Annotated in this window: 23 protein-coding genes; 14 read left to right on the forward strand and 9 right to left on the reverse strand. The window is 48.3% G+C overall.

Annotated features, from left to right (window positions below; translation table 11 throughout):
• Window positions 1-60: 60 nt before the first annotated feature.
• Both rlmB and HRE53_RS21185 read left to right on the forward strand, forming a co-directional pair.
• Window positions 61-987, forward strand: a complete 927-nt coding sequence (rlmB, locus tag HRE53_RS21180) for a 23S rRNA (guanosine(2251)-2'-O)-methyltransferase RlmB (protein ID WP_212665185.1) — start codon at window positions 61-63, stop codon at window positions 985-987.
• Between the two features lie 101 nt (window positions 988-1,088).
• Entirely contained in the window at window positions 1,089-1,385 is a 297-nt protein-coding gene (locus HRE53_RS21185) for a DUF1816 domain-containing protein (protein WP_235107827.1), read from the forward strand.
• Here the strand turns inward: HRE53_RS21185 and HRE53_RS21190 are convergent.
• Genes HRE53_RS21190 through HRE53_RS21200 form a run of 3 tightly spaced genes read right to left on the reverse strand, consistent with a single transcriptional unit; the run spans window position 1,375 to window position 4,404 of the window.
• Window positions 1,375-2,232 (reverse strand): alpha/beta fold hydrolase, encoded by an 858-nt coding sequence (locus HRE53_RS21190; RefSeq protein WP_212665187.1) that lies wholly within the window; start codon window positions 2,230-2,232, stop codon window positions 1,375-1,377. The genes HRE53_RS21185 and HRE53_RS21190 overlap by 11 nt on opposite strands.
• A 27-nt stretch (window positions 2,233-2,259) precedes the next feature.
• Entirely contained in the window at window positions 2,260-3,417 is a 1,158-nt protein-coding gene (gene carA, locus HRE53_RS21195) for a glutamine-hydrolyzing carbamoyl-phosphate synthase small subunit (protein WP_235107828.1), read from the reverse strand.
• Window positions 3,418-3,453: 36 nt separating this feature from the next.
• Window positions 3,454-4,404, reverse strand: a complete 951-nt coding sequence (locus HRE53_RS21200) for an FHA domain-containing protein (protein WP_235107829.1) — start codon at window positions 4,402-4,404, stop codon at window positions 3,454-3,456.
• 291 nt (window positions 4,405-4,695) lie between these two features.
• On the opposite strand from HRE53_RS21200, the gene HRE53_RS21205 reads away from it, so the two are divergent.
• The 9 genes from HRE53_RS21205 (at window position 4,696) to HRE53_RS21240 (ending at window position 12,987) form a co-directional block, all read left to right on the forward strand.
• On the forward strand, window positions 4,696-5,088 hold the full coding sequence (locus HRE53_RS21205; protein ID WP_212665190.1) for a hypothetical protein: 393 nt from the start codon (window positions 4,696-4,698) through the stop codon (window positions 5,086-5,088).
• A gap of 83 nt (window positions 5,089-5,171) precedes the next feature.
• Entirely contained in the window at window positions 5,172-6,098 is a 927-nt protein-coding gene (locus HRE53_RS21210) for a carbohydrate ABC transporter permease (RefSeq protein ID WP_212665191.1), read from the forward strand.
• 138 nt (window positions 6,099-6,236) lie between these two features.
• Window positions 6,237-7,274, forward strand: a complete 1,038-nt coding sequence (locus HRE53_RS21215; protein WP_212665192.1) for a rod shape-determining protein — start codon at window positions 6,237-6,239, stop codon at window positions 7,272-7,274.
• 207 nt (window positions 7,275-7,481) lie between these two features.
• Entirely contained in the window at window positions 7,482-8,114 is a 633-nt protein-coding gene (mreC, locus tag HRE53_RS21220; RefSeq protein ID WP_255800822.1) for a rod shape-determining protein MreC, read from the forward strand.
• Window positions 8,107-8,259 carry a hypothetical protein gene (locus tag HRE53_RS34530; RefSeq protein ID WP_255800823.1) on the forward strand — a complete coding sequence of 51 codons (153 nt, stop codon included), beginning with the start codon at window positions 8,107-8,109 and terminating at the stop codon, window positions 8,257-8,259. Before mreC ends, HRE53_RS34530 begins: the two co-directional genes overlap by 8 nt.
• Window positions 8,213-8,770: a rod shape-determining protein MreD gene (mreD, locus tag HRE53_RS21225; protein ID WP_235107830.1), complete on the forward strand. Its 558-nt coding sequence runs from the start codon at window positions 8,213-8,215 to the stop codon at window positions 8,768-8,770. Before HRE53_RS34530 ends, mreD begins: the two co-directional genes overlap by 47 nt.
• A gap of 162 nt (window positions 8,771-8,932) precedes the next feature.
• On the forward strand, window positions 8,933-10,840 hold the full coding sequence (dxs, locus tag HRE53_RS21230) for a 1-deoxy-D-xylulose-5-phosphate synthase (RefSeq protein ID WP_235111201.1): 1,908 nt from the start codon (window positions 8,933-8,935) through the stop codon (window positions 10,838-10,840).
• A 35-nt stretch (window positions 10,841-10,875) separates the two neighbouring features.
• Window positions 10,876-11,943: an S-methyl-5-thioribose-1-phosphate isomerase gene (gene mtnA, locus HRE53_RS21235; RefSeq protein WP_235107831.1), complete on the forward strand. Its 1,068-nt coding sequence runs from the start codon at window positions 10,876-10,878 to the stop codon at window positions 11,941-11,943.
• A gap of 165 nt (window positions 11,944-12,108) precedes the next feature.
• The gene (locus HRE53_RS21240; protein ID WP_235107832.1) at window positions 12,109-12,987 is read left to right on the forward strand and encodes a metallophosphoesterase; all 879 of its coding nucleotides are present in this window, start codon (window positions 12,109-12,111) and stop codon (window positions 12,985-12,987) included.
• Window positions 12,988-13,067: 80 nt separating this feature from the next.
• Here HRE53_RS21240 and HRE53_RS21245 read toward each other — a convergent pair whose 3' ends face one another.
• Window positions 13,068-13,727, reverse strand: a complete 660-nt coding sequence (locus HRE53_RS21245) for a DUF2834 domain-containing protein (RefSeq protein ID WP_212665197.1) — start codon at window positions 13,725-13,727, stop codon at window positions 13,068-13,070.
• Between the two features lie 496 nt (window positions 13,728-14,223).
• Here HRE53_RS21245 and HRE53_RS21250 point away from each other — a divergent pair, with 496 nt between their 5' ends.
• Together HRE53_RS21250 and HRE53_RS21255 are read left to right on the forward strand one after the other, a co-directional pair.
• On the forward strand, window positions 14,224-15,978 hold the full coding sequence (locus HRE53_RS21250) for a serine/threonine-protein kinase (protein WP_235107833.1): 1,755 nt from the start codon (window positions 14,224-14,226) through the stop codon (window positions 15,976-15,978).
• 219 nt (window positions 15,979-16,197) lie between these two features.
• Window positions 16,198-16,857 carry a TVP38/TMEM64 family protein gene (locus tag HRE53_RS21255; protein ID WP_212665199.1) on the forward strand — a complete coding sequence of 220 codons (660 nt, stop codon included), beginning with the start codon at window positions 16,198-16,200 and terminating at the stop codon, window positions 16,855-16,857.
• A gap of 43 nt (window positions 16,858-16,900) precedes the next feature.
• Here the strand turns inward: HRE53_RS21255 and HRE53_RS21260 are convergent, their stop codons facing one another.
• The 4 genes from HRE53_RS21260 to HRE53_RS21275 all read right to left on the reverse strand — a co-directional run bounded on the left by HRE53_RS21260 (window position 16,901) and on the right by HRE53_RS21275 (window position 21,254).
• A complete protein-coding gene (locus tag HRE53_RS21260) occupies window positions 16,901-17,509 on the reverse strand; it encodes a hypothetical protein (protein ID WP_235107834.1) in 609 nt (202 codons plus the stop codon).
• Between the two features lie 173 nt (window positions 17,510-17,682).
• Window positions 17,683-18,315: a Vat family streptogramin A O-acetyltransferase gene (locus HRE53_RS21265; RefSeq protein ID WP_235107835.1), complete on the reverse strand. Its 633-nt coding sequence runs from the start codon at window positions 18,313-18,315 to the stop codon at window positions 17,683-17,685.
• A 5-nt stretch (window positions 18,316-18,320) separates the two neighbouring features.
• On the reverse strand, window positions 18,321-19,163 hold the full coding sequence (locus HRE53_RS21270; RefSeq protein ID WP_235107836.1) for a DUF547 domain-containing protein: 843 nt from the start codon (window positions 19,161-19,163) through the stop codon (window positions 18,321-18,323).
• Window positions 19,164-19,226: 63 nt separating this feature from the next.
• Window positions 19,227-21,254, reverse strand: coding sequence for a glycosyltransferase family 2 protein (locus HRE53_RS21275; RefSeq protein ID WP_235107837.1), 2,028 nt, complete (start codon window positions 21,252-21,254; stop codon window positions 19,227-19,229).
• 114 nt (window positions 21,255-21,368) lie between these two features.
• On the opposite strand from HRE53_RS21275, the gene HRE53_RS21280 reads away from it, so the two are divergent.
• Window positions 21,369-21,830, forward strand: a complete 462-nt coding sequence (locus HRE53_RS21280; protein ID WP_235107838.1) for a hypothetical protein — start codon at window positions 21,369-21,371, stop codon at window positions 21,828-21,830.
• Between the two features lie 28 nt (window positions 21,831-21,858).
• Here HRE53_RS21280 and HRE53_RS21285 read toward each other — a convergent pair whose 3' ends face one another.
• On the reverse strand, window positions 21,859-23,094 hold the full coding sequence (locus HRE53_RS21285) for an ATP-binding protein (RefSeq protein WP_235107839.1): 1,236 nt from the start codon (window positions 23,092-23,094) through the stop codon (window positions 21,859-21,861).
• Between the last annotated feature and the right edge of the window lie 163 nt (window positions 23,095-23,257).

Genomic DNA, 23,257 nt, shown 5'->3' on the forward strand with positions numbered 1-23,257 from the left:
CTTCAGTTTAATTTTGCCCCGGACATAGTCTTTGTCCCGTAGCTCGAGATTTTCATCCCTATGACCAAAGCGCGGCCATCCCAGAATAATCATGACAAAAGTAAGCCGCGCAAACCTCAGCGCTCTTATTCTTCGGCCAAAAAGCCACACCGTCAATCCACGTCCTCAAGGCCGCCCCGGAAGCCTAGAGTTCTGTCTAAGGAGCCTTCCCAGCCTGAAGAAGAGGAGAAGGGAGATTTAATTTATGGGCGTCATTCAGTTCTATCAGCTCTAGAACATCAACGCTCTCTAAACCGGGTATGGATTGTATCCCGCCTGCGTTACGATCCCCGATTTCATAGCCTCCTCACCCAAGCCAAATCCCAAGGAACCATTATTGATGAGGTGGATCATCGTCGGCTCAATCAACTCACACAGCAAGGGAACCACCAAGGGATCGCGGCCCAAGTGGCTGCCTATGAGTATTTAGATGTATCCACATTGATAGAGCAAGCCTGCGCTGCTACTCCTAAACCCGTCATCATTGCGGCGGATAGTATTACTGATCCCCATAATCTAGGGGCTATGATTCGGACGGCTGAGGCTTTAGGGGCACAGGGGGTGATTATTCCCCAAAGGAGAGCCTCGGGGGTCACCTCAGTTGTTGCAAAAGTCGCTACCGGTGCCCTGGAAACTCTGGCGATTGCTCGGGTCATCAACCTCAATCAGGGACTTGAGCAACTTAAAAAAGCTGGATTTTGGATCTATGGGTTGAGTACCTCAGCGCAGCAGTCTATTCATACAGTGACTTTTACAGAGCCAACCGTATTAGTGATTGGTGCTGAAGGTCCAGGGTTGAGTGTTTCCACTCAGCACCATTGCGACCAATTGGTTTCGATCCCATTACAGGGTAAAACAGCCAGCTTGAATGCGTCTGTGGCAACGGGTATGGCCCTCTATGAGGTCTATCGCCAACGTTGGGTAGAAACCCTCCATTTGCGTCCTTGACGTCTACAGATGTTACAGAATATAAAGAGGCTCTACCATAAACTGTTAGCCGAGATGGTTTGAAATTAGGATCTAGCATTGCAGAGGAAAATGTTTGCACCATGACGACAAAAGATAACACCACAGATTTGTCGAGCCGCTTTGCCGAATTCTATAATCGCTTAGGATTAGCCTGGTGGGTTGAAATCAAGACATCTTCGCCAGTCTGCATCTATTTTTTTGGCCCTTTCATTAGTCAAAAAGACGCAGAAGAGGCTCTGCCTGGTTATATTGAGGACCTAGAGGCTGAGCAGGCTCAAACGATTGTGACGGACGTGAAACGTTGTAAACCGACCCAATTGACGGTTTGTGATGAACTGGATGTGGAACCCGTAGTAACCGTTCAAGTCAATCCCTAGCTGAATTAAGGGTGATCTTAGGAGTCTTCTTTAGCCATATCTGCAGATCCTGCTCTATCTGTTCAGGAATTTCCCATGGCAGTAGATGAGCGGCCTGCTCGTAGCAGATCCATTCACTGCGAGGGATCAGTTCAGCAGTGGCTTTACTGGCTGCTGATGTAATGTGGCGATCTTGAGCCCCTGCTAATACTAGGCAAGGACATTGAATGTGTTGCAGTTGTCCTTCTTGGTTATATCCCTGCCTTAAAGCTTGATTGAGTGCTTCCTGGGCGTACTTAGAAGTGCGGATAAAGGCTGGAACTGCGTAGCGAGCTAAGTATTCATAAGACTGTGGTGTTTGCTGCACCATCAAGTAGCGAAATAGGGAGCGCTGCCCTAGGGTGTTGATATTCCAACGCCAACCCGGTCGTATCCAGTTCATGATCCCGGCGAGTCCTGTGAGGAGATTGTCTTTCCAGGTAATGGGGGGATGATTACTGCGGGGATAGGCTGCTGTCGCTACCAGAATTAGCCCGCTGACCCTTTCTGGATAACGGATTGCTAATTCCATCGCCAGAATGCCACCTAAAGACCATCCAAGAATTAAACATTTTTGAATATGATTTTGGTCTAGTAAATGGATTAAATCTTGGATATGATCCCCCATAGCAAAGGCAGTATGGGTTTGACTTCGGCCATACCCCCGCAGATCAGGAGAGAAAGTTTTATGATTCTGCGATAAAAAATGGGTAAAAATACCCATACACTGACCTGAGCCTGGGTGGCCGTGCAAACAGAGAATGGGAAAGCCTTCCCCAATAATCTCAACGGCTAAGGGTCTAGGGTGAGATGGATGGTCTTTAGTCACTGTGCTATGGGAAGAAAGTAATGGGGCTTAGCTCGCAGATCGATGCTCAAGCATGGACTGCACAAAGCGTGCAAACAAATAATCTGCATCATGGGGTCCAGGACTGGCTTCGGGGTGATATTGCACGGAAAAGACAGGTAATGATTGATGTTTCAGACCAGCGATCGTTTGGTCGTTGAGATTTAAATGTGTTACTTCCACCTCGGCCTGTGCCATGGATTCAGCACTTAAGGCAAAACCATGGTTCTGACTAGTGATTTCAACCTGTTGTTGTAGCCCTGCAGGTTGATTAAGCCCTCGATGGCCAAATTTGAGTTTAAACGTATCGACACCCAGGGATAATCCCAATAACTGGTGCCCCAAGCAGATGCCAAACATAGGTTTCTGTTCTGCAAGCAGAGATTTTGCCGTTTCAATTCCCACAGATACAGCGGCTGGATCCCCGGGGCCATTGGACAAGAAAATACCATCAGGCTTATGACTGAGAATCTCAGCAGCAGAGGTATGAGCCGGAACCACAATGATTCGACATCCATAGCTCGCTAAGCGTCGCAGGATATTCCGCTTGATCCCAAAATCGAGGGCTACGACAGTCAGAGGAGGTTGAGTTGAGTCTACAGGGGGAGTGGATTCGCTAAATTCCCAAGCTGCAGGGGTTGGGTCTATCCATTCGTAAGCGGCTTGGGTGGTGACCCGCTCTGCCAAATTCAACCCTTCCATGGAGGGAGCTAGCAACACTTTTTCTAATAAAGCTTTCGGGTCTAGGATTTCGGTGGAGATTGCTCCATTCATGGCACCTGTAGAACGGATTTTTCGAGTCAGCGCTCGCGTGTCAATCCCATAAATGCCAGGGATGTGGTGTTGTTGTAGATAGTTGGATAGGGGTTGGGTGGATCGCCAATTGCTGGGCTGGTGACAAAGGTTTCGAGCAATGGCCCCTCTGACTTGAGGACGGTCTGATTCTTCGTCTTCTATATTGACGCCTGTGTTACCGAGTTCAGGATAAGTAAAGGTGACGAGCTGTCCACAATAGCTGGGATCAGTGAGGACTTCTTGATAGCCTGTCATGCCGGTATTAAAAACCACTTCCCCCACTGCAGTGCCAGGTGCACCAAAGGACCACCCACGATATGAACTGCCATCAGCTAGAACCAGAAGTGCGGCTTGGGAATCAACATTGAGCATAGGGATGTGGCGAATATCGAGTGGTTAAAATACGGACTAATAGTAAACCTTAGTAAAGAATCGCACTTTCTGGAGCGCCTCTTCAATCACCTTTAAGAGTTGACGATCAAAATTGGCAGCATTGTCTTGACGGGGTGTTTGAAATTGAGAGGCGAGTAAATGAACAACTTGAGCGCCGACATTATAGCTAGCAAGGGTCAAGTCTTCAGCTGTAGAGACCAATTGTTCTTGATCCTGCTGCACTAAGGCAGCCTTCATTTGTTCTAAACTTTGCTGAGCACGTTGCCCATAGGTTTCTAAAATCTCATGCTCAAATTCTCCATCCCCACCTGAAAGGGTCTGTAAATGTTTTAGGTTGATGGGTAATTCTCGAATAAAGAGCAAGGTGAATTTATCAGCTGGACCAAAGTTGATCCGATCACCGAATTGCAGGAGTTGGTGATGACCGGCGGGTAAGGGGACGGCATTGATATAGGTGCCGTTGGTGCTGTCTAAATCTGCGATCGCACATTGTTTCCGCACGACATGTAAGCTAGCTTGCTGGCGAGAAACCACTTCAGAATTGGGAAAATCGAGTACGTCAATATGGGGGCAACGTCCTGCCCCGGCCTTCCCAATCAAAATAGGATTAGCTCTAGCAGGTAAGGCCAATAGGGTCCCAGATTGAACATGCAGGAGGCGAAGAGACTCCTGCTGAAATTGGGTTGCCTGAGGATCAAATTGTTCGACTAGCTCGACTTCAAGACCTAGATCAACGGCTGTTGACCTATTTTTGGCATGCTTTAGATAGGCAAAACTGTTGGTATCAATGAGGTTCGCAGGCAAAAGTCTAAGGCCACAGTGATAGCAATATCGCGCAAATTCGAGCTGGGTCGCGCCACAATTTTGACAGCAGGGGACATTGGTTAAGTCCTGCTGACATCGGGCACAGCTACTCTGCTTCCCAGGCTCATTTTGATAAAAACAATGGGGACAGAGCCGGTTCATGACTCTTGCATCAACGGGGGGACAGCGACACGATAGCATTTTTCCACAAGGGCAGGTAATAAAGCGCTCCTGTGGGCTCACCTAGAACTGTTTTTACCGCCTTGGCAAACTGTAGCTGAGCCTTGAGTTCAGAACAATATGGTGACTGAAAGCCTGAGATCTGCGCCTGAGTGGTTCCGAACCCTTGCTAATATCGAGAGTCCCGTTAAAGTATTGTAAAGACGTTAAGCCAACCTCATTTGACTTACACTCTGCCCAGTAGGACTCAGATAATTTGAAGGAGTGGTCCGGATGAATGCGGCTGAGCAAGCCACAAACCCTGAATCTGCAACTAAAATAGCTGCCATTGTTAACTTGTTTAAGCGGCAATTTCCTGACGTCAAAGCTAATCTGAAGCCTTGGACGAATGACCCAGATACTCAAGAATGGGTGGATCCCTATTCAATCGATATGGGATTTAATTTGCCGGCAGGACATACCCTGGTCCAACTGCGAATGCATGACAACCGTTTGATTGGCATCGAAGCATCCTGTTTTGGCCCATTTGGCAGCCAACGATGGCGATTCTCAACCATTGGAGATTGGACCTTTCTCGGAAATACCCCTCCTCCTGTAGGATTTCAGGCGAAGCTCAAGCATACCTTTCAGGAAATTCTTCAGCTATACAACCCTGTTCCCGAATAGATCAATATAGACTCAAGACCTTCCCTAGCCCGTTTTTATGGTGCCCTGCTCTTCAATTTAGTCCTCTGCTAGTAAGAGACCCCATGTCCCTCCGTAAATTGTCTTGGTCCACTGCGGCCCCTTATCTATTTCTGGCCCCTGCCCTTTGTATTCTCAGCTTGAGTGTATTTTGGCCAGCCCTGCAAGCGTTTTACCTGAGTTTTACGCAATTTGAGACCCTGGGCCAAACTCCAGAATGGATTGGCCTCGGTAACTTTGAGCAGCTTTGGACAGATGATGTTTTTTGGCAAAGCTTGAAGAATTCGTTGATTTACCTGATGGGTGTCGTTCCTATCTTGGTGATTATGCCCTTAGGATTAGCGATCCTCGTCAATCAGAAATTGAAGGGAATCCATTGGTTTCGCGCCGCTTACTATACTCCTGTTGTGATTTCGATGGTGGTGGCGGGCATTGCTTGGAAATGGCTATACGATGAACGCGGTTTATTGAATCAAGGAATCCGTTTAATTACCCAGAACCCACTAATGGAAACGCTCCTGGGTCAGTTTGGCTGGACAGGTGATCCCATTGTTTGGCTGCAAAATCCTGATATTGCCCTTTACTGCGTGATGGCAGTCACGGTTTGGAAAGGGTTGGGATATTACATGGTGATTTATTTAGCGGGGTTACAATCCATTCCCCAAGATCTCTATGAGGCTGCGGCGATTGATGGTGCCGATGGTTGGCAAAAACATTGGGATATCACGATTCCCTTGATGAAGCCCTATTTAATGCTAGTTTCCGTGATTTCAGCCATCTCTGCGGCCAAGGTATTTGAGGAAGTTTATGTCATGACCCCTGGCGGTGGTGTCTTGGGGAGTACGATCACGATTGTTGCTAATCTATATGAGCAGGCTTTTTCTGAAGTTGGCAATGGCTATAGCTATGCTTGTGCTATGGGGCTAGTGTTATTCCTACTGATCTTTGGTCTATCCATTCTGAATTTAAAGCTGGGGCAGCTCCGAGGGTAATCCGTTATCTGGATTAGAAATCTAATAAATATCCGATAGAACTAGACGATTTAACAAAAACGTAATAGAATCCAGCACGTTTACAATTTGAGTGCAGATAAAGTAGCTTAGTTATAAATTTTTCAAAGGTAGGAAATAGTGGGCCTTTTCAGTCGCTTCTCTCGGGATATTGGCATTGACCTTGGTACAGCAAACACTCTGGCTTATGTATCAGGTAAAGGGATCGTACTGCAAGAACCTTCGGTTGTTGCGGTGGATCAAGTCACTAAGCAAACCCTAGCTGTAGGGGCCGATGCCAAAATGATGTTAGGCCGTACCCCTGGCAACGTTGTAGCGATTCGACCTTTGCGAGATGGTGTGATTGCAGACTTTGAGAAAGCTGAACTGATGCTGCAGCATTTTATCCGCCGGGTTCATGGGGGTAAAAGCTTAGTGTCTCCTCGTGTGGTCGTGGGTATCCCCAGTGGTGTAACGGGAGTAGAGCGACGGGCTGTGATGGAGGCCGCCAGCCAAGCGGGTGCCCGGGAAGTTCACCTACTTGATGAGCCTGTGGCCGCAGCCATTGGGGCAGGAATGCCTGTTGATGAGCCCACTGGAAACATGATCATCGATATCGGAGGTGGTACCACTGAAGTTGCGGTGATGAGTTTACAAGGGAGTGTGATCAGTGAATCGGTTCGGGTTGCGGGTGACGAACTCACCGAGTCGATTGCTCAGTATATGAAGAAAGTCCACAACCTAGTCATTGGTGAACGGACTGCAGAAGATATCAAAATACGAATTGGGTCGGCCTATCCCACCAACGATAATGATGATGCCAATATGGAGGTCAGAGGACTACACCTCCTGTCTGGACTACCTCGAACGGTGCTAGTCAAGGGACCCGAGATTCGCGAGAGCATGACTGAGCCTCTCTCTTCAATTGTGGAAGCAGTCAAGCGTACCTTAGAGCGAATGCCCCCGGAATTAGCGGCAGATATTGTAGACCGCGGCATTATGTTGGCGGGCGGCGGCGCCTTACTGAAAGGCTTAGATAAGCTGATTAGCCATGAAACTGGGATTGTTGTCCATATTGCGTCAGATCCGCTCTGTTGTGTTGTGATGGGAACTGGGCTGGTTTTGGAGAACTTTCAGCAATTTTCTCGCGTATTTTCTAACCCAACGACTGTTCTTTAGTGATTGGGCTGCTTCAGATACCTTCAGGATGATACTCTCAAACTGGGAAACGTCCTCCCTGCCCTATTTAGACCTATTACAGATGAGTTAAGGTTATTTGATTCATTTCTAATGCCTCTATACAATCAATCCAGTTATTGGGTGCTTAGTTAGGAGGCTCATTCAGTTCTCAGGCCAGTTGGGACCCGTTCTTTAGTTTGATTGTCAATGCTTTTTCTGTTTCGCTGGTGGGAACGGTATCGTTTAGGGTTAATCCTAGCTATTTTGTGCTTGGGAGGGGCGTGGGTGTTCAGCCGTTCTCAAGGGGTTGGCTTGCTGGAAGTGTTTCGGTTTGCCAATAGACCTGTCCAGCCAGATGCCGTTCAACAGAAACAGCTGGTGGATGCCCAAACAAAACAGCTTCGCCAGCAACTCGCTGATCTGGAATCTCGAAATCAGACCCTCCAGAAGCTGGTTGATCATAAAAGTGTGAAAAACAAGCAAGCGATCGCAGTTCCAGTACTGGGTCGGAGTGGGGATAATTGGTGGCAGCAGTTAACCCTCAGTAAAGGCCAGAACCACGGCATTAAAGTGGGTTCTGTGGTGTTTGCCCCCGGTGGACTAGTGGGACGGGTGACGGCGGTGTCTCAAAATACCAGTCGAGTCCTGTTGGTAACCGACCCCACGAGCCGAATTGGGGTGATTGTCACCCGTAGCCGCCATATGGGTATTTTTCAAGGTCAGTCTAGTACGGAAGCCCTGATCACGTTCTTTGATAAAGATCCAGATGTAAAGGTGGGGGGATGCGGTGGTCACCTCTTCCCTCAGTCGCCTATTTCCTCCGGGACTGCCAGTGGGTAAAATTAAGACTTTGAAATTAGAGCAAAATTACAATCCTCAAGCCATTGTTGAATTGGCAGTTCCGATTAGCAAGCTGGAATGGGTCAGCGTATACCTGAATGATCAAACCTCTCTCCTTCAGAAAACAGTCCCCTCTTCCCCTTAATCTTTGGAACGCTGTCATTGTGGTTGGATCCGTGATGATCTGCGCCTTGATGCTGCTGTTCCGGTTGCCAGTCATGGTGTTATCAGGGGTGGGGCCGAATTGGCTGCTGGTGTGGGTGGTGACCTGGAGCATTAAGCGATCCTCTCTCCAGGGCATTGTGGCGGGTATTTGTTTGGGATTGATTCAAGATGGCCTGACGGCTGCTCAGCCGACCCATACCGTCGGCTTAGCCCTAGTGGGGTTGCTGACGGGACGCATCAACAAAAAACGCTTTATTCAGGAAGACTTTATCTCCATTGCCCTAATCGTATTTGGCATGGCCCTGATGGTGGAGGCCGTGCATGCGATTCAGTTTGGATTAGGGGGGACCCATCGTCTTGAGGATGTTTGGCTTCATCTGCGGCAAACGGCTCTGGGTTCCGGGATTCTAAGTAGCTTATGGGCTCCAGTGGTTTATTTCCCTTTAAACCGATGGTGGACTCGATATCATCGGTTATTGGGTATCGAATAATAAATTGTTGCTCACATAAAAATTGCTTAGGTGCCCTTGGATCGTGGGTGGAAAAATTTAGATGCTGGAGATAAATTCTCAAAATGTGATCAACGCGACGGTCTGAAATCGACTACAGTAGAGGATAGCGAAACAAGCAAATTGACGGGAGACGACTCCGGTATGCATCTGAGTGAAATTGTCCACCCTAACCAGTTGCACGGGTTATCTATTTCGGAGCTGAAGCAAATTGCTCATCAGATCCGTGAGAAGCATTTAGATACTGTGGCGACGAGTGGTGGTCATTTAGGACCGGGGTTAGGGGTTGTTGAACTCACCCTGGCGCTCTATCAAACTTTAGATTTAGACCAAGATAAAGTGGTGTGGGACGTGGGGCACCAAGCCTATCCCCACAAACTCATTACGGGACGATATGACCGATTCCATACTCTACGCCAAAAAGACGGCGTTGCTGGATATCTGAATCGTCGAGAAAGCAAGTTTGACCACTTTGGTGCGGGTCACGCATCGACTAGTATTTCATCTGTATTAGGGATGGCCTTGGCTCGAGATGCCAAGGGAGAAAACTTTAAAACAGTTGCCGTGATTGGTGACGGGGCAATGACGGGGGGGATGGCCCTGGAAGCCATTAACCATGCGGGTCATCTTCCTCATACCCGGATGATTGTGGTCTTAAACGATAACGACATGTCCATTTCTCCCAATGTGGGAGCCATGTCTCGTTATCTGAATAAGATGCGCCTGAGTCCACCGATTCAGTTCTTGTCCGATAATTTTGAAGAGCAGCTCAAGCAGTTACCCTTTGGGGAGCAGGTGGCCCCCGATCTAAAACGGCTCAAAGGCGGCATGAAGCGCCTGGCGGTTTCCAAGGTCGGTGCGGTATTTGAAGAGTTGGGCTTTACCTATATGGGGCCTGTAGATGGCCATAGCCTAGAAGAGTTGCTGGCAACCTTCAAAGAAGCCCATTTACACGAAGGCCCAGTGCTCGTGCATGTGGCTACCACGAAGGGTAAGGGATATGCGATCGCAGAGCAAGACCAAGTCGGTTACCATGCCCAAAGTCCGTTCAACCTAGAAACGGGCAAAGCCAAGCCATCTAACAAACCTAAGCCTCCCAACTATTCCAAGGTATTTGCAGAAACCCTGATCAAAATAGCGGAAAATGACATCCGGGTCGTGGGCATCACCGCAGCCATGGCGACAGGAACAGGGCTAGATAAATTACAAGCTAAACTTCCCAAGCAATATATTGATGTCGGTATTGCTGAACAGCATGCGGTTACCCTAGCTGCCGGCATGGCCTGTGAAGGCATGCGACCCGTGGTCACTATCTACTCCACCTTCTTGCAGCGAGGGTATGACCAAATTATCCATGATGTCTGTATCCAAAACTTGCCGGTCTTCTTCTGCTTAGATCGAGCCGGAATTGTCGGTGCAGATGGTCCTACTCACCAAGGTATGTACGATATTGCCTACCTGCGTTGCCTACCTAATATGGTGATGATGGCTCCTAAAGATGAAGCCGAACTGCAGCAAATGTTAGTAACGGGCATCAACTATACCGACGGCCCCATTTCTATGCGGTATCCACGGGGCAGTGGTTTGGGAGTGGGTCTGATGGAAGAAGGGTGGGAACCGTTACCCATTGGTAAAGCAGAAACTCTGCGCCATGGGGACGATGTTCTCTTGTTAGCCTATGGCACGATGGTGAACTTAGCGTCTCAAGCGGCAGATATGCTGACGGAGCACGGTATTCGAGCCACGGTAGTGAATGCTCGGTTTGCCAAGCCCTTGGATACAGAGTTAATTATTCCTCTGGCTCAGAAGATAGGCCAGGTGGTGACCTTAGAGGAAGGTTGCTTGCCGGGTGGCTTTGGCTCGTCTGTCTTAGAAGCCTTGATGGATCATCAAGTTATGGTGCCCGTGACTCGCATTGGTGTTCCCGATCTATTGGTAGAGCATGCCACGCCGGATCAATCTAAATCAGCACTGGGGTTAACCCCTGCTCAAGTTGCTGAAAGAGTGTTAGGGTTGCTGAAGCAGAAACCAGCACCTAGCTACGTTTCCTAATACTTGTCCACTGATTCCAATAAAACTGAACTCTGATGACTGCATCGGTTGCCAATCCTGTTTATCCTGTTGTTTGGCGTGGCGACCACGTTGAACTGATTGATCAGACTCGCTTGCCTCAGCAATTTAGTGTGGTAGAGATCCGTCGCTCGGATGATATGGCGACCGCGATCAAAACCATGATTGTTCGGGGTGCCCCGGCCATCGGGGTTGCTGCAGCCTTTGGTATATATTTGGGAAGTTGTGAAATCACCACTGACAATCGAGATGCGTTCTTGAGCGAACTGGCTGGAGTGGGTGACCTACTGAAAGCGACCCGACCCACGGCAGTTAATCTGTTTTGGGCGGTGGATCGGATGCTGAAAGTGGCCCGCCAAACCTTAGGCCCTATGTCCCAGATTCAAGACCAACTGTTAACCACCGCTCAAGAAATTGCAGCAGATGATTTACGGACTTGCAAAGCGATTGGTGATCATGGTCTGAGTGTTCTACCCAAAGATCCCGAAAAGCTTTGTCTTCTGACCCACTGTAATGCTGGAGCCCTAGCGACTGCAGGCTATGGAACGGCGTTGGGGGTGGTTCGCTCCGCTTGGACTGCAGGCCGATTGGCCAGGGTCTATGCCGATGAAACTCGACCTCGTTTGCAGGGGGCTAAGTTAACCACTTGGGAATGTGTCCAAGAAGATATTCCGGTAACGCTGATTTCAGATGGAATGGCAGCCCATTGTATGCAGCAGGACCTCATTGATGTGGTGGTTGTGGGAGCCGACCGAATTGCGGCGAATGGCGATGCTGCCAATAAAATTGGTACTTATAGCGTTGCCCTCTGTGCCAAAGCCCACAATTTGCCTTTTTACGTCGCAGCCCCCCTCTCCACCATTGATTTTGAGTTAGCAGATGGTGGGGGAATTCCGATTGAAGAGCGACATCCATCTGAAATTTATCAGATTGGGACGACGGATATTTGTCCAAAAGGAGTAGAGTTCTATAACCCTGCTTTTGATGTGACTCCGGCTGAATTGATCACTGGCATTATTACGGAGCATGGGGTGTTTGCACCGGGGGATATTCGAGAGAAGCTCAGTCATCACCGCTCTGCTTAAATTTGCCGCTTCTGCTCTCTGCCATCCTGGAGGCATTTATGGTCAATGGGGATGCATCTCTGTTATCACAGGAGTTGATGCCGATTCTCTGATGCGATCGCACAATCGTTTCTTCGCGAGGAGACAGTATCAGGCTGCTCTGAGTTGAAGGATGGCAAGGGACTGATGGGACAAAATTCTGGACAGATGCCGAAAAAACGAATGCTTAGAGGGCGAAGTTTTAGACTTTGGAGCTTATTGATCCTCTTTGTCTTGGCTTTGGGGTTGCCGGTGTATGGATACAAGATTGAACCCTATTGGGTAGAAGTAAAGACGGTTCCGCTGGTCTTACCCCATTTGCAGCCTGAATTTGATGGCTATCGGATTGTTCAGCTGAGTGATGTGCATGTGGTCGATCAAATGCCACAGTCGTTTCTAGAGCGAGTCATTGAGCAAACGAATCAGCAGCAGCCCGATCTGGTCGTCATTACTGGAGATATTGTCACCTCTGATCCTCAGCGGTATGCCTCTCGTATTGAAGCGGCATTCAAAGCCTTTGCAGCCCCGACGATTGCAGTTTTGGGAAATCATGACTATTGGTCTGATCCAGGAGCTGTTCAGCAGATTTTGCAAAAAGGTAATGTCGAACTGCTTCGGAATCAGGTCTATACAGTTGAACGAGATCAGGCACAGCTACACATTGCCGGGGTCGATGATGTCTGGGCAGGGGCTGCCGATCTCGATCAGGTGATGACCCTGTTGCCCAAGACAGGAGCTGCGATTTTGTTAGCCCATGAGCCAGACTTTGCCGATGTGGCTGTCACGACCCACCGATTTGATCTAGAGCTTTCTGGACATGCTCATGGGGGTCAAGTCGCTATTCCATTTGTGGGGGCTCCCGTGTTACCTCCCCATGGCAAGCGATACCCCATTGGGCAATATCAAATTGAAGACTTAATTCAATACACCAATCGGGGGATTGGCATGGTTAGCCCCCGAGTTCGGTTTGGGAGTCGTCCTGAAATTACGGTGTTTCAGCTATCTGCACCCACTGCTGAGCAGTAGCGAAGACCGTTTAAGGGATGAATTTTGCTAGAGGCTATCTCAGTTGCTGATTGCCCTTGGGATCAGGCTCAGGGTTATCACTATCCTGCTGGGCTTTGGGAGGCATACAGAGAGGGGCGAAGGCACAAATAGGCTAATGGTCCTAGTAATGGCACTAACGCAGCCCCCCAAAATAAGGGCGTTTGAGTGGATAACCCTCGTCTGTTGATGTCGGCTACTAACATGGCGGGAAAAACAAGGCTGAGCATACAAAAATCTAGACTCATCACATGAATAAATCGGCTAGTTTGCCAGAGATGAATGAAGTCTGCCCAGTCCCCTTGGGAAAAGCCAAAGACCAGGAGTGCGATCGCACCGACGAACAGCCCAATTCCTAGCCCTCGACTATCCCAGAACTTTAAATTCCGGTTGCTCTCACCAGCCAATTCAGGCTGTGGAGCTTGGCGGAGAGCTAGGTAGGGCAGTAGAGCAAAGGCTCCAAAGGCAAAGGATAGACTAGCGAAAGGCCATGCTGAAATTTTTTGCTCGCAACCGTCTGCAAACAGCACGCTCCCATAGATCATGGGCCAGATGCCCATCAGATTGAAGAGAGCAATCACTAAGGGATTGATGCCTTCCCAGTTCATCGTTGACAGTTGTTGAATTAATTCAAGAGAATTGCCTTGATCGGGGGGAGCTAACACAAAGGCATAGATACTAAACCCTAGCCATATCAAGCCAAATCCAATTTTTTGCACCATGCCAACTCTCATCCAACGTTTCTACATCTATTTAAAATATGCCTGAATTTGGATGATGTGATGGCGATTTTTAATTGGGCTTCGCTGAGGGAGGCTGAGGGTAATCAATTTTTCACCTTATTCTCAATCATCGCTCTCACTTGAGAGGCCTGTTTTTTGCTATCCCATGATTGAGACGGCAACCATATCAATTTCAGTGCAAACGATAGGTCTTCAGGAGGCATTTCAACGCCATGCTCGGTGAGATTAATCTTTTCAGGCGATTTGCTAAGGGCCTAGATTTCTCAGTGACCACAGTCACCCCCCTATTTGATGATTGTCACTGAATTGATAAGCCAGTCGCTGTATATCTTATAGACACACCCCGCTATTTCAAAGGACAGGCAGATGAACCCAAAATTCTGGACGGTTTAAGGACAAAGGGCTGAAGTTTGCATTCAGCTTGTGTCGTGAGTGACCGATACCCCCAAAGAATTGCCTACTCTGGAAAACTCCCATGCTATTGAACAATCGCTTTCGCATCTTAAAACAACTGGCCAAAGGTGGTTTTGGCGCAACTTATTTGGCAGAAGATACCCACATGCTGTCCCGGCGTCACTGTGTGGTGAAGCAGTTACAGCCTGAGGTGCCTAACCAACACTGTTATGAGATTGCACTCAAAAAATTCAAAGAGGAAGCGGCGGTCCTTGAACAACTGAAGCATGATCAAATTCCTCAGCTGTATGGCTACTTTGAACAAGAGGAGCGCCTGTTTTTGATCCAGGAATGGATAGATGGGCCAACCTTAGGGGAAAAAGTCAGAGCTTTGGGACAGCTCTCGGCAGAAGAAGTTCAACAAATGCTGTTGCGAGTGCTGCCTGTTCTAGAATATCTGCATAATTTTAAAGTCATTCATCGGGATATTAAGCCAGATAACTTGATTTTGCGGCAGGTGGATAGTCGCCCTGTGCTGATCGACTTTGGTTCCATGAAGCGGCATCTTAAAACCCGCATCAGCTTTTCCGGCAGCGTTATAGATTCTGTGATCATTGGTACGGAGGGGTTTATGTCCCCTGAGCAAGCGGCCCAACGAACAGTCTATGCCAGTGATTTATACAGTTTGGGGATGACTGCAATCTATGCTCTGACGGCAAAGCTACCCGTGGAGATGGAATCTGACTACGAGACAGGCCAGTTCCGATGGCGACAATATGCGCCCCATGTGAGCGATCATTTAGCTGATATTTTGAACAAAGCGACAGAGTTCAGCCCTCAAGATCGCTTTAGCACAGCCACGGAAATGTTGGATGCGTTGACCCTGCAGAATGCCAATGCTGTCGCTACGATCATCTCTGAACGAACCATTCATCAACGACCCACAATATTAGATCAGGTTGAGCCGGAGCTTCCTAAAGTTGAAGCCGTGATTGCTCGCAAGGGGCTGAAGATGTTGGAGTTTTCACCTTCTGCGGTGATGACCTCTCTCATGGCGGGGGGGATTGGATTTGCGATCGCACTCAGTTTCCAAGGTCTAGGCCCTCAAGCCGTAAAAGCCAATCATGATCAGGACACCGGCAAGTCTTTGGTTCAAGCGGCCAATACTTTCTCTGTACAGGGGAAAAAGTTAGGCGCAATCCGTACTTTATTGAATGTGCCCACCACCTCTGATCATGCCCAAGAAGCCCGAGAGAAAGTGGCGAATCTAGTGCACCTGGAGCTGGGGCAAAGCATCGATCAACAATTGGATGTCATGAATTTGGAAAAGCCTCCTGGTAAGGCTAAGCGAAGTTTGGCGGGCATCGGAGTCTCTTATTTATCAGACGTTAAAACCAAGACCCAGATAGATAAAGTAAAAACAAAATTTGGCCATTCACCGATCAATACCTATAGTCCCAACTGGCCCATCTATCGTCAGCCGACGGATGCAGACTTAGTCGCCGATTCCAAGTCTTGGTATGACCCTTGGTTTGAACAGTATGATATTGCTCCCGGCATGACTCTGGAAGTGATGTATGGATGTAAGTCCAATAAGATCCTGCAAACCGCCGAATCCTTTGACCGCAGCAATGTTGATTCTGAGTTTATTAAGGCCCGCTTCAATCGAATCCTGCAAGGTAGCCGTCAAGAGGATATTCAAGTCTCCCAAGCGACCTTAAAGCAACTCACCAACCACACAGGTAAGGCCAGAACTGAGTCCTTCTCCACAGATCAAGTACGAGGCTGGATTATCAGCAATCAGGATCAGCTGATGATTGTCACCCGAGAGACATAATCGATTCCATTAATCGCGTTCTTGGAAAATGTGAGTTTCTAGCCAGTGAGGCTGAGATTGACTCAACCTTTGATCGCTAAGGTGAAGCTCAACTACCCTGCTCGTATTTTCTCGTCCGCTAAGGAGAAGTCGGCTCACTGTAGCCCCCCTAAGTGTGAAATATTAAGCAATAATTAAGCGAACTATTTTAGACTGTTGGCAATCTCAATCTTCATGGCCATGAACAAAATACTGAGCAGACTGATTAAATTCATCTTGATTATGGGGCTGGTGGTGGGCTTAATCTGGCTCATCCAACAATATGGAATGGAGAGAATCCGGGCCAATGTCGCCTATATGGGTGTATGGGCACCGATCGGCATTTTTGCCCTCCGCTTTATCAGTGTGGTGATTCCAGCTTTACCCAGTACCGCTTGGTCTCTATTAGCAGGGACTGTTCTAGAAAGCTTCTGGACTGCATTAATTACGGTAGTTTTAGCCGATTTAGTGGCCTGTAGCCTGGGGTTTTATCTGGCAAAACGATATGGTCGGAATTTGGTAGAGAAGCTGGTCGGTACCCGATTTATGGACAAGGTTGATAAAGTCAGCCAACGGCATTTGGAAAGTAATTTCTTTCTGCTAACGGGTTTTTTAATGACGGGATTATTTGACTTTGTCAGCTATGGTGCCGGTTTGACGACCACTAAATGGGTGCAGTTTTTTCCTGCTCTCTTCATTGGTGTGGTGATCTCCAATACGCCTGTAGTGGCTATTGGTAAGGGCATGTTTGCAGAAGGGAATGCTCGCTTGTTAGTCGTTGCTGCAGTGCTAGGAATTTTTTCGTTGGCGATATTGACGGGGTGGTTACAACGCCGCAATAGCAAGCCAGTTAAGGGATGACATCTAAATCAAAGATCGAAGAATATGTCAGGCTGGACCTACCCTACACTTTCGCTTTATGTTCAAGAACTCGATAAATAGCCTTGAGAATACTATCTTCATCCTGACTAATTTTCTGATCGATTAAAGCAATCGTAATTGCTTTGGATAAGACAAAAGCGGCAATATCAGGCTCTAAATCTTCTAACAGGGGTTCAATCACAACAGGCACTTTAAGCGCAGATTGAATCTGAAGGACCATGTCTTCCTCCATACCCATTGAGACTAAACGCGGCTTTAGCTCAGTGCTTATAAAGGCATTGTCAGGACTGCCTGCCCGGATGACGTAGGCTAACAAACGATGAACTTTGCCCTGCTGACTTTTGGACATTTTGCCATAGGTGAGTTCGGTCTCAGCGTTGGCGTCATGGCCTTGATTGATATTGGTCAGGATTTTCTGCCATTCACCTTCACTACATTGCTCGGGTTTATCAACTACTAACGATATCTGCACCTGACCATTGTTAGTCTTGAGGTGGGTGACACTGGCTTGAATTCCCAAGTACCCTAACCATTGGGAAATCATGCTAATGAGCTTATTGCTGGCAGAATGGGTCTGGGCGAGTAGCTGAACCTGAGTCCGGACAAGGGGTTGAACAAGACGATCAAGCATTGTTGATTTCTCTCAATTCTCTGGGGTTGGATAAAGCTATCTTTGGGCGAATTTTAACCCAGCTTGTCATCAGTTGTGGGGCCGCCCCATTACCGATCACTCAATCGACGTTGATAGCTTATTTCAATATCTTGCTGAAGGCATACTTCTTAGAAATGCCCAAATAACGAGAATTATAGACATGAACGCAATGCAGTAATGTCGGCCCCCACGATTTTCTCTAGATTAGCGGTAATTTTCTCCATATCCCAATTCCACCAAGTAATCTCTCGCAAGGCCTGAATGGTTGCTTCGGGGAAACGCTGACGAATCAACTCGGCAGGATTACCCCCCACAATGGTGTAGGGTGGGACATCCTTGGTGACCACTGACTGGGCTGCCACAATGGCTCCATCGCCAATCTTGATACCGGGCATAATGACGGCTTCATAGCCGATCCAGACATCATGACCAATGACGGTATCTCCCTTATGGGGATACCCATTCTTTTGGGGAGTTACTCGTTGCCAGTCCTTACCAAAGATCTCGAAGGGATAAGTCGAGAATCCGGACATCTTATGGTTCGCCCCATTCATGATGAACCGAATGCCTCGGGATAAAGCGCAGAACTTGCCAATTACCAGCTTGTCGCCGACAAAGGGAAAGTGGTAGAGAACATTGCGCTCAAAGTTCTCGGAGTCAACGGGGTCGTCGTAATAGGTGTAGTCGCCAATCATGATGTTGGGATTACTGACCGTATTTTTGATAAAGCAAACCTGAGGGAATCCCGCCATGGGGTGAACCATATTGGGGTCAGGATAGTCCATTGGGCTTATTGCTTATTGAGAGACCAATCATAGCCTAGATAACCAACTTTATACCCGCCTGCTTTGAGATAGGCTTGGTCTTCAGAAGAAACGTAGTTGCTGATGAAATTCAGAACTGCTTTTTGCTTATCATCGCCACTGAACTGATCTTTGACTGCAAAGTTGGGCTTCCAATCATCGCCATACCAGTCAAAGATTTTAGACAAATAGACTTTGTTCTCTTGCCGATCAATGCGGAAACCGCTGTCAGGGCGAGCTAACCATCTTTTGACCTGATCTTCTAATTGAGCATCTACATTTTCGGCTGTAAAGGGCTCATTGCGTAGGGGAGGACAGCTCTTGGCGGCACAGACTAGGGCAGCATGAATGCGAGGCTCATTGAAGGTGGGGCGGATAATATCGTGCTCGATATTGTTCAAAGTTTTGGATTCGCCTGCAACCTGGAATTTCTTGGAACTCCAGACCCCTGGAATATCTCGAATACTACTTTTAAGCGGTTCTTGCTCAATAATGGCGAGCAAGGTCAAGGCATTGTAGGCATTCATCAAAAATGCCAACTGCTGGTTTTCATCCCAGCTTTTGTAGGTGTCAGGAGTAACGGCTGCCAATTGGGCATAGTAGCGATCCAGTGCGCCTCGATTTTGTTGCAATTGCTCGTAATTTACCCAGCCATCATCCGTGACGTATTGCGCCAGTAGCTTGGTATAGTCATCGTTGCTAAACGGCTTATTGGTATCAATGGCAGCCTGAACAGGGATATCTTCGGCACCAATAAATGGTAGATTGGCGCAGCTCGAAAGCAGCAGTACACCTGGTAACAAAATAGAAAAGGGTTTTATTTTTTTCATGTCTATCTCCAGGCATCTCAAAAAAAACTATATGCTTCTATGAAGCCTGATGGAACTGAGAATTTACTGAGATGTCCCTGGGCTTGGATTAAAAAGTGTTTGGGAACGTCGAATATACCAGCTCCACAGCCATCCCAACACAAAGGGGGTCCATAGCCAAACCCGTTCACTGGTAGTCAATTGCCAGACACTGATACCTAAACTCTCTCGGTGGGGAAGGGCAAAATAGACAAAGGCCGATAGACTCACCAGACGTGTCCCCCAATTTCCACTGGCCACAGCAAAGGGGACGAGCCAAGTAAAGTACCAGCCATGAACCACAGGCGAGAGCAGAAGTAGGGTTCCTAGATAGCTTTCAGTATAGTCACCCACTTGGGTAGAGCGCCAGAGGAGAAAGAGGAGTGCGATCGCAAGGGGTATCAGCAAAATCGCATTGTGCCATTCCGGTGCCGATAACAGCGAGCCAATCGGTAAAAATTCGGCGCTGCGGCCTTTGGTCACAAACGAAGAACTCGTGGGAATGAGGGGACAGCTGGTTAGAGAGCAAAACGGTAAGGCACTGATCAGCATGGGTAAGACTGGCAACAGCACGGAGATACTAGCCCATTTCCACGCTCGCTGTTTCACAAAGGTCCAGGTGACAAACGCAATGATAGGTAGAGAAATCCATTTGGTGGCAATACTCACTCCCAACAAGGCTAATCCAGCAATTGTTCTTGTGGCTCGACGAGGTTGAGTATCCAAACAAAGCCAAGCCCAGACCAAGGGCAGAATAAACCAGCTATCGTAGTGTGCCCCTCCAGCAAAGGAGTAAATGATCAGTGGATTCCAGGCATAGATAAGGGTTTTTAGAGAACCGAATCGGCGTTGCAGTAGCCAACAGGTCCCTAAATCTGCTGCCACAAAGGCAATTTTGAAGAGCAACGTAGAGGTGGCTATGGCCGCCAACCCTCTAAAGCCCAATTGAGTAATCGGGGGATAAATCGCGGAAATATCGGCATTATTGATCATCGACCACCATTCTGTGCGCAGTGGTACGAGTTCGGGTGCCGTGGGGGCGAATTCAAAGGGACTGATGCCCAAGTTCTGCAGGCGTCCTTCCCAGAGGTAGCGCCAAATATCATTGCCTGGATGCATGGGTAAGAGGATGCATCGGCTTGCGATCGCAACCATCCAAAACCACACCTTCGACACCTGGGGTAGTATCCAAGACACCACAAATCCCAATCCCATCACACTGACCCCTCGCCAAAAAGGAGGGACCATTCCCGGCTGGGTAAAATCCCCATAGGGAACGATCATGGCGCAGCCTGCGATTAGTAGAACAGCGCTGACCCACTGCCATACGGGATGATTTCGTAGGGCTGACTTAGCAAAGAGCATCTGCAAATGCTGGCCGTAGAGAAAAGCTAGGGTACTTAAAATAATGCTACCGGCCTGGACGCTTCCCTTAATCGTGCCGCTGATTTTGGATCGTCCCCCTTGACGCGGGCGATAGCCTTGGGGAATTTCATAGGTGCGTAATTTTTGCTCAGCTGCCTTGGCCTGCATTTCGACTGTCCAGCCAAAACCGCGATCTTGCATGTTGAGCTGCTCCAGGCGGGCTCGGCGAATTAAGCGAAGAGGGCCTAAATCTTGAAAGGGATGGCCCCAACCCCAGCGAATCAAGGTGGTGGCTAGGCCGTTTCCCCAATTTTGAACGGGTGTCATGGCAGAGCGACTGTCGGGACGGGCGCGGCGATTACCTAAAATTAAATCGTAATCCTGGCGCTCGGCAAAAAACTGTGGCAATACGGATAGATCATCGCTACCATCGCCATCACAAAATAGAATCCAGCCGATATGTTCGGGAATGTTCTGCATCCCTTGCCAGCAGGCTCTGCCATAACCAGGAATCGGTTCAGATACGACTTCGGCTCCGGCGGTATGGGCGGTATGGGCGGTGCGATCACAACTACCGTTATCCACTACCCGGATCTGACGCAATCCCAAATTCTGCAACGAATGAATGACAGTCCCTATCGTTTCTTCCTCGTTTAAAACAGGAATAATGACCAGAATGTCATCAAAATTAGTGTCAGGAACCGTCATTCAGAAGTAGTTTTACAAAGCATGCACTATATTTAGTCAACCTTAACAAGATTAAATTGAAGACCTGACTTAGCTGAGTGTTTGCTGAGAGCCTAATGAAAGTGCATCATCACCATGATTATTAGCAAAAGAACGACCATCTTGCTTTGTACGGTCGTCGCAATAGCTTGCACGAATAATGAAAGTCAGCCTCTAGTTGGCAACCGAGAGGAAGAGTCTCCTCCACAACCTACTGCTCCTGCATCTGGTTCACCAGGAATACCTGCAGGGGCTGGTTCATCTACTCCCCCTGCAAATCCACAGATTCAAGCCCGTTCACCTGATCTGCCACACCGAACATCTTGTAATTATTTTGCAGGTAAAGCTTTAGCTGGCCAAGGGATTAATCTAGATGTTTGCTCCATTCAGCCTGGGAATTTAAGCCAAGTTCCTTTTGTCTACTATCTTGGCAACGATCGAGTGGAAAGCTCAGCGAACTGTTTAGACCAAACGTGGACGACCTATCCAGAAAATCAGGTCCATACCCCTCAATCTGGGGCAACAGAAAAGATGCTAACCCGGGTTTGCCAAGGATAACCCCCTTTTTCTGGAGCGGCTGCTTCGATCAAGCACAAGGTAAACGGACGGCAAAAGTGGTGCCTATGCCAATCTGGCTATTCAAAGTGATGGTGCCCTGTAGTAACTCCACAAACTGTTTAACAATACTCAATCCCAAACCGGTGCCTGGGACATTGCTCACATTCTTGCCACGATAAAACGGATCAAAGATCAGGGACCGATCCTCGGGAGGAACTCCCATCCCTTGGTCAGAAATTTGAAAGGTGATGAAAGCTTTGCGGCGGGAAACTTTGAATTGGATAACCCCATTGTCAGGGGAGTAACGAATGGCATTTTGCAAAATATTGGTCAAAATAGAACGCAGCAACTGTATATCCATTGCAGTGACTAATTGGCGATGACGGCAGTTCAGCACCACTACATGATGGGGGGTCATGGATTGAACTTCAGCCACTAACGCTTGGCAGAAAGGGACCAGGTCGAGTTCTGCCGATTTCACCTCTATCCGTCTAGCGTCAATCTTGCCGATGACTAAGATGTCATCAATCATCTCTGTCATCCGTTCCACATTTTCTGTAATTCCTGCCAAATACTCAGATTTCTGCCCAGCTGTTAACTGGTAGTCATAGCGATCTAGAGATGAAATGGACAGGGAAATATTGTTCAAGGGGTTGCGAAACTCGTGACAGACCATTGCCACAAATCGTGATTTCAATTCACTCAGCTCTTGCAGTTGTTGATTAACCTGCACTAATTCTGCTGTGCGCTCTCGGACCTTTGACTCTAGGACCTCATTAGTTTGTTTTAAGACCGATTCAGCCCATTGACGCTGGGTGATATCTCGAAACGTCACGACTGCCCCAATCAGTTGGTCATGCTCGTCATGGATGGGTGTGCTGATATATTCCACCGGAAAGCTTGTGCCATCCCGACGCCAAAAGACCTCATTGGTGACCCGATAGACCTTCCCATCTCGAAAGGCTGCGTAGATGGGACAGATCTCTCTTGGATAATGGCTCCCATTCGGGTGGGAATGATGGAGTACCGCATGCATCGGTTGACCGATTAGTTCTGGAATGGGCCAGTCAATCATTTTGGCTGCTGCAGGATTAACGAAAGTGACATTGCCCTGAATGTCCAGACCATATACTCCTTCACCAATGGAATTGAGGATGAGCTGATGTTGTTGGCGAAGGGTCTCTAATGCTGGATCGCTGGGCACAGAGGTGGGGATTAAGGGATGGGCTGTCACCAGAGATGGACTGGGAAGAGATTGGGGCATGAAGGTACCAGGCAGGTTCAGAAATCAGCACTCATCCGCATCTTCGGTCGGTCCCCTGACTCAAGACTGTATTCCAGGACACTACTCAGGGACTGGCAACAACGTACAGATTTAAGCAGGGCGTAGCTTTAGACCTGACAATCTAACCTGGAGAAATGCCCTG

Source organism: Acaryochloris sp. 'Moss Beach' (genome assembly GCF_021497025.1).
In the GTDB taxonomy this organism is placed as follows: domain Bacteria; phylum Cyanobacteriota; class Cyanobacteriia; order Thermosynechococcales; family Thermosynechococcaceae; genus Acaryochloris; species Acaryochloris marina_A.